The 13,431-nt window shown below is 46.7% G+C and carries 18 protein-coding genes; 10 read left to right on the forward strand and 8 right to left on the reverse strand.

The window, feature by feature from the left end:
- Positions 1-23 precede the first annotated feature (23 nt).
- From lptB to D791_RS00305, 5 genes are read right to left on the reverse strand one after another with little or no spacing between them, the layout of a single operon-like run.
- Positions 24-749 carry an LPS export ABC transporter ATP-binding protein gene (gene lptB, locus D791_RS00285; protein WP_036506357.1) on the reverse strand — a complete coding sequence of 242 codons (726 nt, stop codon included), beginning with the start codon at positions 747-749 and terminating at the stop codon, positions 24-26.
- Between the two features lies 1 nt (position 750).
- Positions 751-1,248: a lipopolysaccharide transport periplasmic protein LptA gene (gene lptA / locus D791_RS00290; RefSeq protein WP_237748453.1), complete on the reverse strand. Its 498-nt coding sequence runs from the start codon at positions 1,246-1,248 to the stop codon at positions 751-753.
- Entirely contained in the window at positions 1,241-1,810 is a 570-nt protein-coding gene (lptC, locus tag D791_RS00295; RefSeq protein ID WP_036506360.1) for an LPS export ABC transporter periplasmic protein LptC, read from the reverse strand. The genes lptA and lptC overlap by 8 nt, the downstream gene beginning before the upstream one ends.
- Entirely contained in the window at positions 1,810-2,346 is a 537-nt protein-coding gene (locus D791_RS00300; protein WP_036506363.1) for a KdsC family phosphatase, read from the reverse strand. Before D791_RS00300 ends, lptC begins: the two co-directional genes overlap by 1 nt.
- Positions 2,346-3,314: a KpsF/GutQ family sugar-phosphate isomerase gene (locus D791_RS00305; RefSeq protein WP_036506366.1), complete on the reverse strand. Its 969-nt coding sequence runs from the start codon at positions 3,312-3,314 to the stop codon at positions 2,346-2,348. The genes D791_RS00300 and D791_RS00305 overlap by 1 nt, the downstream gene beginning before the upstream one ends.
- 270 nt (positions 3,315-3,584) lie before the next feature.
- Between D791_RS00305 and D791_RS00310 the strand changes: the two genes are divergently transcribed.
- The 9 genes from D791_RS00310 (at position 3,585) to hisD (ending at position 10,172) form a co-directional block, all read left to right on the forward strand.
- The gene (locus D791_RS00310; RefSeq protein WP_036506368.1) at positions 3,585-4,397 is read left to right on the forward strand and encodes an ATP-binding cassette domain-containing protein; all 813 of its coding nucleotides are present in this window, start codon (positions 3,585-3,587) and stop codon (positions 4,395-4,397) included.
- A gap of 8 nt (positions 4,398-4,405) precedes the next feature.
- The gene (gene mlaE / locus D791_RS00315) at positions 4,406-5,176 is read left to right on the forward strand and encodes a lipid asymmetry maintenance ABC transporter permease subunit MlaE (protein WP_089503590.1); all 771 of its coding nucleotides are present in this window, start codon (positions 4,406-4,408) and stop codon (positions 5,174-5,176) included.
- A 2-nt stretch (positions 5,177-5,178) separates the two neighbouring features.
- Positions 5,179-5,637, forward strand: a complete 459-nt coding sequence (gene mlaD / locus D791_RS00320) for an outer membrane lipid asymmetry maintenance protein MlaD (RefSeq protein WP_036506374.1) — start codon at positions 5,179-5,181, stop codon at positions 5,635-5,637.
- 5 nt (positions 5,638-5,642) lie between these two features.
- Positions 5,643-6,299, forward strand: coding sequence for an MlaC/ttg2D family ABC transporter substrate-binding protein (locus D791_RS00325; protein WP_036507217.1), 657 nt, complete (start codon positions 5,643-5,645; stop codon positions 6,297-6,299).
- 21 nt (positions 6,300-6,320) lie between these two features.
- Positions 6,321-6,578, forward strand: coding sequence for an STAS domain-containing protein (locus D791_RS00330; protein WP_036506377.1), 258 nt, complete (start codon positions 6,321-6,323; stop codon positions 6,576-6,578).
- 101 nt (positions 6,579-6,679) lie between these two features.
- Complete coding sequence (locus D791_RS00335) at positions 6,680-6,922, forward strand: BolA family protein (RefSeq protein WP_036506380.1); 243 nt, start codon at positions 6,680-6,682, stop codon at positions 6,920-6,922.
- 20 nt (positions 6,923-6,942) lie between these two features.
- Entirely contained in the window at positions 6,943-8,205 is a 1,263-nt protein-coding gene (murA, locus tag D791_RS00340; RefSeq protein WP_036506383.1) for a UDP-N-acetylglucosamine 1-carboxyvinyltransferase, read from the forward strand.
- An 11-nt stretch (positions 8,206-8,216) separates the two neighbouring features.
- Positions 8,217-8,864, forward strand: a complete 648-nt coding sequence (gene hisG, locus D791_RS00345; RefSeq protein WP_036506386.1) for an ATP phosphoribosyltransferase — start codon at positions 8,217-8,219, stop codon at positions 8,862-8,864.
- A complete protein-coding gene (hisD, locus tag D791_RS00350; protein ID WP_036506389.1) occupies positions 8,865-10,172 on the forward strand; it encodes a histidinol dehydrogenase in 1,308 nt (435 codons plus the stop codon).
- Between the two features lie 31 nt (positions 10,173-10,203).
- On the opposite strand, the gene D791_RS00355 is transcribed toward hisD, so the two are convergent.
- Entirely contained in the window at positions 10,204-11,349 is a 1,146-nt protein-coding gene (locus D791_RS00355) for a trypsin-like peptidase domain-containing protein (RefSeq protein WP_036506392.1), read from the reverse strand.
- Positions 11,350-11,417: 68 nt separating this feature from the next.
- On the opposite strand from D791_RS00355, the gene D791_RS00360 reads away from it, so the two are divergent.
- Positions 11,418-12,188, forward strand: a complete 771-nt coding sequence (locus tag D791_RS00360) for a Nif3-like dinuclear metal center hexameric protein (RefSeq protein ID WP_036506396.1) — start codon at positions 11,418-11,420, stop codon at positions 12,186-12,188.
- Here D791_RS00360 and D791_RS00365 read toward each other — a convergent pair.
- Positions 12,185-12,730 (reverse strand): Z-ring associated ZapG family protein, encoded by a 546-nt coding sequence (locus D791_RS00365; protein WP_036506399.1) that lies wholly within the window; start codon positions 12,728-12,730, stop codon positions 12,185-12,187. The two genes, D791_RS00360 and D791_RS00365, sit on opposite strands and share 4 nt — an antisense overlap.
- A 111-nt stretch (positions 12,731-12,841) precedes the next feature.
- Positions 12,842-13,414, reverse strand: a complete 573-nt coding sequence (locus D791_RS00370) for a cob(I)yrinic acid a,c-diamide adenosyltransferase (RefSeq protein ID WP_036506402.1) — start codon at positions 13,412-13,414, stop codon at positions 12,842-12,844.
- Positions 13,415-13,431 lie beyond the last annotated feature (17 nt).

Below are 13,431 nucleotides of genomic sequence, written 5' to 3' on the forward strand. Positions count from 1 at the left end.
AGTTGAAGGATACGGATTAATGTTTAGAGCCTGAACTGCTCGCCAAGATAGGCTTGTCGAACCTGTTCATTTGCCATTATGTCAGATGGGTGGCCTTCTGCAAGGATATGACCTTCCGAAACAATGTATGCTCGTTCACATATATCAAGTGTTTCACGGACATTGTGGTCCGTGATTAACACGCCGATATTTTTAGATTGTAGATGCTTGATCGTTTGCTTTATATCGCTAACCGATATTGGATCAACACCCGCAAAGGGTTCATCAAGCAAAATAAACGCAGGTTCGGTTGCCAACGCTCGCGCGATTTCAACACGTCGACGCTCTCCACCAGATAGGGACATGCCTAAACTGTCACGTATATGCGTAATACTAAACTCTTCTAGCAAGCTTTCAAGCATTGCCTTGCGCTGAGATGAGTTAAGATCTTTTCGCGTTTGTAAAACAGCCAAGATGTTTTCAGCAACCGATAGTTTCCTGAATACGGAGGCTTCTTGTGGCAAGTAGCCCAAGCCAAGGCGTGCGCGCCCGTGCATCGGTAAACGGGTAATATCTTTTTCATCAATTAAAATAGCGCCTTGATCTGCGTTGATCAAACCAACAATCATATAAAAGCAGGTTGTTTTTCCAGCACCGTTAGGGCCAAGGAGTCCTACAATTTCACCTTGCTTAAGATGTAAGGACACATCGCGCACGACCTGTCGACGTTTATACGACTTAGCTAAATGTTGTGCTTCAAGCGTGATCATATCAATTGTTGGACCTAGGTTGAATGATCATTTCGACGCGTTGACCACCAGGTTGCTCGCTACCGAATGCATCTACAATCGATTTATCCATGTTGTAAACAATACGCTGTCCTGTAAAGCGGTCATTGGCTTGTTGAACTTGAGCATTGCCCGTGATGGTAATGAGTTGTGTGGGGATACGATAGTCCATTTGATTGCCATAGGCGCGTGTTACAGGTTGGCTTGCTACAGATTGCTGTTGAAACTCCGCTGGATTGCCAGAGGATACGATCCGAGCAATGCTTCCTTGGTTGTCACGATGAAGTTCGACACGACTGCCTTTGAGGATCATGCTGCCTTGTTTGATTTCAACATTGCCCGAATAGACAGAAACACCTGTAGCCTCATTTAAACTGGCCTGATCAGCGCTAACATGAATAGGCTGGTTTCGATCTTCAGGAAGTGCAAAGGCTAAGCTGCTCAGAACCACCATTCCCAACAGGCCTATCAGTTTACTCACTTTTTGCATAGTATCCTCGTACCTCAGAAAGCAATTCGATCCGTTGTTCACCCAGCCAGGCTTGCATGCCAATGGCTGATAGCTGACTGAATGCCTGTACAACCATGACAGGGTCTGCGGTTTCAGCGTACTGTGACGAAGGAAATAACGTCATTGTTTCTGTTCTTAGCTCTCTAGGTGCATCAAAAGATGAATTATCAATAACACGGACGTTCCCTGCAAGCTCAATCTTGCTTTCGTCATCCGTCATCGTGCCTTTGTCGGCTTTAATGTGCGTTTCTTTATCACCTGTTCCGATGAGTATTACCTTGGGTTGCGTCACCTGAGTGATCGATGGACCCGGTAAATGCTCGATAAGCGGTGATGAAAGTTGATGGACAAGTTCACCTGATTGACTATAGCGTTTAAGGTGGCCGTCTAAAATGAAAAAATCGACTCTGTCTTCATTTGGTTCACTGACCTCAAGGACTGGTCGGTTAATACCCATCCAGCCCCAGTATAAAACAGGAATCAGGGTTAATAAAATAACGACGGCAAGTGCGAAATGGCGAGTCCAACGCATTAGCGAAACTCATCAATCAGTGCGTTGAGTTTTCCTTGTGCAGATAAAATCACCTCACAGAATTCACGAGCGGCACCTTCTCCGCCTTTGCGGCTTGTGCACCAATCCGCTTCGGCACGAACAAGAGGGTGTCCATTCGGGACGGATGCACCAAAGGCGACGGTAATAATGGCCGCTAAGTCGGGTAGATCGTCACCAATATAAGCCGTAGTTGCGGCGCTATGATGGTGTTGCTTCCATAGCTCTTCGAGCGCAACGAGTTTGTCTTCACGGCCTTGCATTAGGTAATGGATGCCGAGTGCTTTGGCTCGTTGTTCGACCTGTGGTGAGCTTCGGCCCGTGATGATGGCGGTTTCAATACCTGCCTTGTGCAGCAGTTTGATGCCTAAGCCATCCAGTGTATGAAAGGATTTGATCTCTTGTCCGTCAGGCAAAAAATTTAATTGGCCATTCGTTAAAATACCATCCACGTCAAAAACAACCAGTTTTACAGGTCTTAGACGTTCGGTCAGTTGTGCTGAAAGAGAGTTACCCATTAAATGACTCCTGCTTTAAGTAGGTCATGCATGTTTAAGGCGCCCGTGACTTTTCCTTCTTTATCAGTAACGAGTAGGGCGTTTATTTTTCGTTCTTGCATGATTTGGAGTGCTTCTGCTGCAAGAGATCCGGCTTGTATTGTTGTGCATCCATGCGTCATAACTTCAGAAATTGGTGTGGTTTTTAAATTGGTTTCTAAATCAAGTGTTCGACGTAAGTCACCGTCTGTGTATATGCCTTGCAACTGCCCAGCATCGTTAATGATCGCAGTCATCCCAAGTCGTTTGCGTGTCATGACCAAGAGTGATTCATGAATGGGCGTGTTGAGTGATACTAAGGGGATATCGTCACCTGAGTGCATAATGTCATCAACTTTGAGGAGTAAGCGTCGACCTAAGCTGCCCCCTGGATGAGAAAAGGCAAAGTCTTCGGCGCTAAATCCCCGAGCTTCGAGCAAAGCGATCGCTAATGCATCACCAAGAACGAGTTGTGCTGTAGTGCTCGATGTTGGCGCTAGATTGAGGGGGCATGCTTCGCGCGTGACGGGGATATGGAGATTGACGTCAGCGAAGCGAGAGAGGGTAGAGTTGGGGTTGGCCGTGATGCTAATTAATGGAACATGCATACGCTTGATTAGCGGTAAAATCGTAATCACTTCATTGGTTTCACCTGAGTTGGACAGGGCAAGAACGACATCTTGCGGGGTGAACATGCCCAAATCACCGTGGCTCGCCTCGGCTGGGTGCACAAAGAATGAAGGTGTACCTGTACTAGCCAGCGTTGCTGCAATTTTGTTGCCGATATGTCCAGATTTTCCCATTCCTGTCACGATGATACGGCCTTTGCATGTCATCATGATTGAACAAGCATCGTTTAAACTGGAGTCTAGATGCTCTAGCAAAGCGCTTAATGTCTCTCGCTCTATCTCAATGGTGCGCTTTGCTGTTTTCAGATAATCAATAGCCATTATTTTGCCATTAGTTTAAAGGTGAATACTGTAATAGGTCATAGTTTAACTCAGCTTAGATTGCTAAGCATCTGTTGAAGCGGATATCTTGCATTTCATCAGGAGAGAATACGTAAACGACCGTGATTCTGATAGAGTCATTTTAAGTCGACTTAGGTAGTGTTATAGTAGATCTTTTTGTGATTTTGCATGTCAAATACACGTTCGTTTTTAAGATAGGGCACTAACGGGATGGAAGCAGTGAGTCCGACGACAGGAAGTGCTTCAAGCATGCTTGAGGATGTCATCGTTGAAATTAAAGATTTGACCTTTTCCAGGGGTGATCGGCCTATTTTCAAAGGCGTCGATATCAAAATACCCCGGGGAAAAGTGACGGCCATAATGGGACCTTCGGGGACGGGTAAAACCACCTTGTTGAAACTCATTGGCGGACAATTGCGCCCAGACAGCGGTGATATCGTTGTTGAAGGCAGCAGTGTGCCCTCTCTAGGGCGCAGAGATTTATTTGTTATTCGCGAAAAAATGGGGATGTTGTTTCAGAGCGGCGCGCTTTTTACGGACATGAACGTCTTTGATAACGTGGCGTTTCCGATCCGAGTTCACACACAACTGCCTGAAGAAATGATACGGGATATCGTATTAATGAAGCTTCAGGCGGTTGGGCTTAGAGGAGCGTATGCCTTGATGCCCAGTGAGTTGTCAGGAGGAATGGCAAGGCGTGTTGCGTTAGCGCGAGCAATATCATTGGATCCTAACATCGTTATGTACGATGAGCCTTTTACCGGCCAAGATCCAATTGCGATGGGGGTGTTGGTGAACTTAATTCGACGCCTCAACCAAGCCTTGGGCCATACAAGCATCATCGTATCTCATGATATTCAAGAAACGCTGTCGATTGCAGATTATCTGTATCTAATTGCGGATGGTAAGGTCATTGCGCATGGGACGCCAGAGCAACTTAAAACCATTGAATCAGAACAGGTGCGTCAGTTTGTGGAAGGCTTGCCAGACGGTCCAGTGCCTTTTCACTATCCAGCCCCTGATTTCGTAGAGCAGTTAATGCATAAGGGAGTAAGTCGTTGATTGATTTTATGCAAAAACTCGGTCATCGGACCTTGTCTAAATTGGCTGCTTTCGGCCGATCAGGGCAAATCTTGTTTCAGTCAGTGGTGGCTAAGCCAGCACCAGTGATGATGTTTCCATTGTTGATTAAGCAAATCTACTTTGTCGGGGTGTTGTCTCTTATCATTATTGTCGTCTCTGGACTGTTTATCGGAATGGTTTTGGGGCTTCAGGGGTATACTATCCTGGTTGATTATGGCTCTGAACAGGCTGTTGGGCAGATGGTTGCGTTGAGTCTCGTTCGTGAGTTGGCGCCAGTGGTCACCGCATTGCTTTTTGCCGGTCGAGCAGGGTCCGCTTTGACGGCCGAAATTGGGTTGATGAAAGCGACGGAGCAATTGGCAAGCTTAGAGATGATTGGCGTTGATCCGTTGAGACGCATTATAGCGCCACGCTTATACGCTGGTTTTATTTGCATGCCTTTGCTGAGTATGATTTTTGCAGTTGTCGGTGTTTGGGGTGCGGCACTAGTGGCTGTTGACTGGCTGGGGATTTACAGTGGTTCATATTGGGCCAACATGCAACAGTCGGTTGATTTTATGAGCGATGTTGTCAATGGTCTGATCAAAGCAGTGGTCTTTGGCTTTGTGGTGACCTGGATAGCTGTATACCAAGGTTATGACTGTGTACCGACTTCCGAAGGGATTAGCCAAGCAACAACCCGAACAGTGGTTTATTCATCACTGGCGGTGCTGGGCCTCGATTTTATTTTGACTGCTTTGATGTTTGGAGATCTGTAATTATGCGTATGCGTACAATGGAAATAAGTGTAGGTTTTTTTATGCTTATTGGCTTCTTAGCGTTGGTGGTCTTGGCACTTAATGTCAGCGGCTTAAATTTAGCATCTAAAGGGACGGGATATAAAATTTATGCCAACTTTGAGAATATTGGTGGTTTAACAACTCGTGCCAAAGTATCAATGTCAGGTGTGCAGATCGGTGAAGTGACGCGCATTCGTTTGGATCCGCAAATGTTGATGGCCGAGGTTGAAATGGAAATTTATCCAGACGTCGACTTTTTGAGCACCGACAGTTCCGCCATGATTTTAACCTCTGGCCTTTTGGGGCAGCAGTACATTGGTATTATTCCTGGGGGAGATGTCGACGTACTCGCGCCTGGAGAGTTTATTTATAACACCCAATCTGCATTGGTTCTTGAAGATCTAGTGGGTAAGTTTTTGATGAATCAGGTGAGTGAGTGAATGTTATGTTGAGACAATTGTTTTGGCGTCCGTTTTTGGCGTTGTTAGTGTTAACAGCGTCGGCACAGGCTCTTGCAATCGACAAAGATTGGGAAGAAGCAAAAGCGGTTGTTGAAGAAACAACGGAAAAAATGCTGGTGTTGATGAGCGATAAATCGCTTCTGAGTGCAAGTAACAAGGACCGCTTAGAAACTGAGATTCAAAATATCGTGACACCGGTTATCGACTTTTATGGTTTTGGTCGCGGAGTCATGGGGCGTTTCGCACGCACGGCAACTGAAGAAGAGCTGCAACGATTTGCAGGAATTTTGAAAACGACGTTGGTGAGAACCTATTCGATTGCCGTCAGCGATTTCTCTGTAGCGAGCTACCGAATTGTCCCTCCGAGGGCGCCAAGTCCCCGACCTGAGCTGCAGGTTGTCAATGTTGTGATGACGTCATCAGCAGGCCAAACCTTTAACATTCTCTACTATATGAGAAAAGATGAAGGTCGTTGGATGTTGGTCAATGTTATGGTTGAAGGTATTAATTTGCGTCTTACCTTTCAAAATCAGTTTGCCGATATGTATCAAAGGGCTCGTTCTGTCTCTGGTGTGATTGATGGTTGGGAAGAGCGCGTTGCGAGTACAATTGCGCAGGTAGTGAAAGATGTCGAAGGTTGAGTTAAAGGAATCGACCTATACTTGTCGGGTGATATTGTCTTCGCTACCGTAGTCGATATGCGTGATGCCTTTGTTAAATTGATGAATACTCAGGCGCGTGATGCGAAGTTGAGTGTTGATTTTTCAGGGGTGGGTAGAGTAGATAGTTCAGCGTTGTCCCTGTGGTTGTGCGGTCTTCGTGCAGCAAAAAATCAAAATATTCAGCTGTTCCCGCTGTCTATACCTGCGGATTTGCGATCAATTGCTGAGTTGGTCGGGCTTGAAATGACAGCCCATTGATTTGAGTCAGTAGGGCCAAAAGGCTAGGTCGCCTTTTTGGCCCTTTTTCGTTATGATGTCCACCTTGTTCAGCGCGGCTCTACACTGTACCGGAGTTTTCTATGCATGCCGATGAAGTAAAAAAAATTATTGAACGTCAGTTAGATGGTTGTCAGGTGTATACTGCAGGTGAAGGCTGTGACTTTCAAATTACTGTGGTAGGTTCTGTTTTTTCTGGACTGTCTCCTGTTAAAAAACAACAACTGGTTTACGGTTGTTTAAATAAAGAAATCGCAAGTGGGGCAATACACGCCATCACCATTAAAACCTATACCCCAGAGCAATGGGCCGATATCGCAGGTTAAGCGATTAAACAGGATTCTAAATGGATAAGTTATTAATTGAAGGCGGTGCCTGTCTGAATGGCGAGGTTTGGATTTCGGGTGCCAAAAACTCGGCATTGCCTATTCTTGCAGCTTCAATTCTGTCAGATGAGCCCATCAATATTACCAATCTTCCTGATTTGCATGATATCTCAACGATGCTTGAGCTATTGCGTAAGATGGGGGCAGAAATCAGTCGAGATGAAAAGTTTAGTGTTGTAATCAATACAGGCTCGCTCAACTCGGTCATAGCTCCTTATGAGCTCGTCAAAACGATGAGAGCCTCTATTTTAGTGCTTGGGCCTCTGTTGGCGCGGTATGGTAAAGCCGAGGTGTCTTTACCCGGTGGGTGTGCAATTGGCAGTCGTCCAGTCGACCTTCATCTGCGTGGCTTGGAAGCCATGGGTGCAAAAATCGAAGTGGACGGTGGTTATATTCGAGCGAGTTGTAATGGACCCTTAAAAGGGGGGCGAGTCTTTTTTGATACAGTGACCGTTACTGGGACTGAAAACATTTTAATGGCGGCGACCCTAGCAGAGGGGCAAACCCTGATCGAAAACGCGGCACGTGAACCTGAAATCGTTGACTTGGCAAATTGTTTAAATGCGATGGGCGCGGATATCACGGGTGCAGGAACGGACATGATTACCGTGAGGGGCGTTAAGTCCTTGAAAGGGTGTCGTTACCCCGTTATGGCGGATCGTATTGAGACCGGAACCTTTCTTGTAGCCGCAGCTGCCACTGGCGGTCGAGTTAAGACTTTGCATACACGCCCTGATACGCTTGACGCAGTATTGCAAAAGCTGGAAGAGGCGGGTGCGCATGTGACAGTGGGCGATGATTGGATTGAGTTGGATATGCAAGGACGTCGACCCAAGGCTGTGAATATAACAACAGCACCTTATCCAGGGTTTCCTACTGACATGCAAGCTCAGTTTGCTGCAATGAATGCTGTCGCAATTGGCGTTGGTATCATCAAGGAGACCATCTTTGAAAATCGCTTTATGCATATGCAAGAGATGATTCGATTAGGTGCGGATATTACCATTGATGGCAAGTCAGCCATCATTGAGGGTGTTAAGCGCTTAAAGGCGGCACCGGTCATGGCAACCGATCTTCGTGCATCGGCCAGCTTGGTCATAGCGGGCTTGGTGGCCGAAGGTGATACCTTAATTGATCGCATCTACCATATTGATCGTGGCTACGAAGCGATTGAAGAAAAATTCCGTGCACTGGGTGCAGGTATACGGCGTATTAAAGCTTAAGAGAGAAAGTTATGACGCAACAGCTTACGATTGCCCTGTCAAAAGGCAGGATCTTAGACGAAACCCTACCGTTATTGGCGGCTGCTGACATTTTTCCGGCTGAGGATATATCACGCAGTCGTAAGCTGATTTTTGATACAAACCATCCTCATATACGTTTAATGGTTATTCGCGCAACCGACGTTCCCACTTATGTAGAGTACGGTGGTGCAGACATGGGGGTTTCAGGTAAGGATGTGCTCATGGAGCATGGGGGGCAGGGACTGTATGAACCCTTAGATCTAGAAATCTCTCGCTGTAAGTTAATGGTTGCAGGCCTTAAAAACGCGGGACGTGTCGAGGGGCGGATGCGTGTAGCAACAAAGTTTGTTAATGTGACTCGAGAGTATTATGCCCGGTTAGGAACGCAGGTTGATATCATAAAGCTCTATGGGGCAATGGAGCTTGCGCCAGTGATGGGGCTGGCGGATCGAATCGTGGATATCGTTGATACTGGCAATACACTCAGAGCCAACGGCTTGGAAGCGATGGAGCATATTGCTGATATTAGCTCTCGTCTGGTTGTTGGACAGCCTGCAATGAAAATGAAGTATGAACTGATTCAGCCGATCATTGAGCAAATGAGAGCGGCCGTAATTGCTAAACGAGAGGGTTTATAAATGACGCAAGTGTCTATCAAACGTTTGTCCTCCTCCCAAAGCGATTTTGCGCAGCAGCTAGATGCATTGTTGGCGTGGGAGTCTGTGTCTGATAAGCGTGTTAATCAAGTAGTTGATGACGTCATTGCACAAGTCAAAGCTAGAGGCGATCAAGCATTGGTTGAGTATACCAATCAGTTTGATCGCATGCAGGCTCAGAGTATGGCTGAGTTAGAGCTTTCGCCTGAGCGTCTAGCTAAGGCATTGCATGATTTGCCAGCAGAGCAGCGTGCGGCACTTGAAACAGCGGCGACACGTATCAGCCAATACCATGAACGTCAGAAAAGTGATTCTTGGCGTTATATGGAAGCGGACGGAACGCATCTGGGGCAGCAAGTAACACCAATGGATCGGGTAGGTATTTATGTACCTGGTGGTAAAGCGGCATACCCATCGTCTGTATTAATGAATGCATTGCCAGCAAAAGTGGCAGGTGTGAAAGAAATTATTATGGTGGTTCCTACACCAGACGGCGTTGTCAATGAGTTGGTGTTGGCAGCGGCGGCTCTTGCGGGCGTTAATCGAGTCTTTACCATTGGAGGAGCGCAAGCCGTTGCTGCTTTAGCCTATGGTACAGCCACCGTTCCTAAAGTGGATAAGATTGTGGGTCCTGGCAATATTTATGTTGCCACGGCAAAGCGAGCAGTCTTTGGTGCTGTTGGTATCGATATGATCGCAGGGCCATCCGAAATTCTTGTTATTTGTGATGGAAAAACAAACCCTGATTGGATTGCAATGGACTTGTTCTCTCAGGCTGAGCATGATGAAGACGCGCAATCCATTTTGTTATGTCCAGATGCTGATTATCTGAATGACGTTCAGGTCAGTATCGAAAAGCTCCTGCCGACAATGGAACGTCAAGCAATTATTAAAACGTCGCTCGAAACGCGTGCCGCATTGATTTTAGTGGCGGACTTGGCGGAAGCCGCGAAAATCAGTAATCGCATTGCTCCTGAGCACCTAGAGCTTTCGGTTGAAGATCCAGAAGCGCTGTTGCCTGCGATTCGTCATGCGGGTGCTATTTTTATGGGGCGTTACACGGCTGAAGCGCTTGGCGATTATTGCGCAGGGCCGAACCACGTTCTTCCCACGTCAGGTACTGCACGCTTCTCATCACCATTGGGTGTATATGATTTTCAGAAGCGTTCGTCGTTAATTATGTTTTCACCTGAAGGTGCATCTGAAATGGGCAAAGTCGCGTCTGTTTTGGCGCGTGGTGAAAGCCTGACGGCGCATGCACGCTCAGCTGAGTATCGTATACTGGATTAGCGGTATCTAGGATTAAGGCCCTCAGATTTGGTCAACGAATCTGAGGTCTTTCTCCAATAGTGGCGATCAACGACATTTCGCGTCCATCGCGCAAAATCTCCATCCTTGCTTTCTCACCGGGGCGTATTCCGGCTATGCGGCTCATGGTCAAACGCGCCGTTGACGGTGGTTCTCCATTTAAGGCCAGTAAAATATCACCGGGCTGAAGACCTGCTTGATGCGCCGGACCATTGCGAAAAATGCCCGCAATAATCAGCCCTTGACGGTCCGTTACACCAAAGGACTCTGCTAGAATTGGAGTCAGTTCTTGAACCTCTATGCCAAGCCAGCCACGAATGACACGACCGTGCTCAATTAAGTCTTGCATGACCTTTCGAGCGACTGACGCTGGAATTGCAAAGCCTATGCCATGTGAGCCACCGGATTGGGAAAAAATGGCGGTATTAATGCCCAGTAAATTACCGTCCGGGTCGATTAGCGCCCCCCCTGAGTTCCCTGGGTTGATGGCTGCATCGGTTTGAATGAAGTTTTCGTAAGTGTTTAAGCCAATACTGTTACGACCTATCGCGCTGATGATCCCCATTGTGACAGTTTGGCCTACACCGAAAGGGTTTCCAATCGCTAATACCACATCGCCGACTCTTAAATGGGCATCCGATGTGCTCAGTGTGATGCTGGGGAGGTCGGTTAGGTTAATTTTTAAGACGGCTAGGTCTGTTTCAGGGTCACTACCTATGACAGTTGCAATGGACTCTCGTCCATCCTGCAGCGATACAATGATCGTGTCAGCACCGCTGATGACATGATTGTTGGTAACCACATACCCTTGGCGACTGATGATAACGCCTGACCCTAAACTGGATTGGATTCGCTCTTGCTGTTGAGGGAGGCGATCTTGATTAAAGAATTGACGAAAAAATGGGTCTGCAATTAAAGGATTGTTGTTTTCACGAACGACAGTTTGCGTAAAAATATTGACTACAGCAGGCGACGCACGATCAACAGCATCGGCATAGGAAATACGCTTGATACTATGGGTTTGCTCTGGAATAAAGGTTTCTCGAATTTCAACTTTATTCACTTCTTGCACATTGAAATTAGGTAGGAACTGTAAGATCAACAGGGCAGCAAGGATACCTGTTAGAATTGGCCAACCGAGGAAACTAAACTTTTTCATCGTTCCTTATCTGCGTATGAATTTGTTACATTATACGAGTTGTTTAACTAAATTGGGACGTCTAGGCCATGAATAATCCGGTAATTGAACGAGAGGCATTGTTGAAGTACTGCCATGAATTGTTAAAGGTGGATCGCTTCAAGGATTATTGTCCTAATGGCTTACAGGTTCAGGGTCGTTCGGATATACGCAAAATCATGACGGGGGTAACAGCATGCCAAGCGCTCATTGATGAGGCTGTGGCGTGGGGAGCTGATATGCTATTGGTTCACCATGGGTATTTTTGGAAAGGTGAATCTGAAGTCATTACCGGCATTAAGTACCAGCGTCTGAAAACCTTGCTTGCCCATGATATTAACCTGGTTGCTTATCATCTGCCTTTGGATGCTCATCCTGAGTTGGGCAACAATGTTCAGCTTGCGGATAGACTAGGGTTTGTGGTTCAGTCAACGATGGAACCGAACAATCCTTTTGCAATCGGAAATATTGGTGCTCTCGCAGAGCCTCTTGAATTAAGTTTATTCTCTCAGCATTTGGAGAGAGTGTTGCAACGAGTGCCTCAGGTGATTGCAGGTGGGGCGCATCCGGTGGGTAAGATTGCTTGGTGCACGGGAGCGGCTGACAAAATGATTGAAAGTGCGTATGCGTTGGGTGCAGATACCTACATCAGTGGAGAGATTTCTGAGCCTGTTGTTCACTTTGCGCGAGAGGCGGGTATACATTACATTGCAGCAGGGCATCATGCTACCGAGCGATACGGGATTCAAGCCCTAGGCCAGCACTTGGCTGACCGTTGGGAGATTGAGCACAGGTTTGTTGATATAGATAATCCAGTTTAACGCTTAGTTTCATTGCCTTCGTCGTTGAGGCCTGGATCTGGTTGAGGCGGAGGTGTGATTTCATCTTTCTTTTTTAAGCCGTAACTGCTCGAAAGAGTGCCTTCTTCATTCGGTGCCTTGGGTGCATAATCACGAGGAGGTTCGATGACGTTTGTTTGATCTTCTAAGTTTGAGTCTTGAGGTGGCTTAACGTCTTCAGTTTGTACGTCGGGTATCAAGGCTTCAACCTGCTTTGGTTGTAACGATGCATGAAGAGAGTTACCCGCGGCTTGATTTGGACAGAGTGTCTGTGCTCCAGATGCCAGATGCTCATGAACTTTACGATATTGCTCAGTCAAGTTGTTGACGAGCTCAGCTGTCGTTTCGAAGTGAGACGTGACTTCCTGCTTGTATCGGTGCAGTTCGGTTTTGGTTTGCTTGATTTCGTTGGCTGTCTCAATTTTTTGTTTGCTGCTTCCTTTCGAAAAGCCAAGCATATAGCCAATCATGGCGCCAATAACTAGGGCAATAAGAGTGATTATCCAGATAGTTTCCTGTTCCACTAGAAGTTCCTCTTCGGAGAGTCGTTAAATTCAATAAGAAGCATAATATCAGATTCAACACTCAAGTGTTGTGCCTAATCAAGTAATTAAGCGAAATTTTCTGAGAGGATCTTAGTTTTCGCGTGCCGATGACGGCTGCCAAAGAACCTCGCGCCCTCCTTTTTCTCTTGCTAAAAAACGTGCCGTAACAAAAAGGTAATCCGATAAGCGATTTAGATATGCGGCCCCCATTGGATTGATTGTTTCATCTTCAATGCTGGCCAATTCAACCATACGGCGTTCGGACCGACGACAAACCGTGCGAGCAAGATGGGCTGTGGCAGCGGCTCGATTTCCACCGGGTAAAATAAACTCTTTCAAAGGAGGAAGCTCGTCATTTAGGATATCCAGCCAGTGCTCTAAACGATTGACGGTTTCCAGTTGAATGACAGTGTAGCTCTTGTCGGCTATTGCAAGCTCACCTCCTAAGTCAAAGAGATCGTTTTGGACGGTTTGCAGATTGCTTAATAAGGGGTGAGAGCTTTCTAATTCGCTAATTAGCAGGCCAATTAAACTGTTAAGTTCATCGACATCACCCAGTGCTTCAATTCTGGGATGATACTTTGGTACGCGGGAACCGTTAGCCAGTCCAGTAGTGCCTTTATCACCACTGCGGGTGTAAATCCGAGTTAAGCGATCAGCCATTGTTTGCTCTCCTTGGT

Origin of the sequence: Nitrincola nitratireducens (assembly GCF_000585235.1) — a bacterium.
GTDB lineage: Bacteria > Pseudomonadota > Gammaproteobacteria > Pseudomonadales > Balneatricaceae > Nitrincola > Nitrincola alkalisediminis.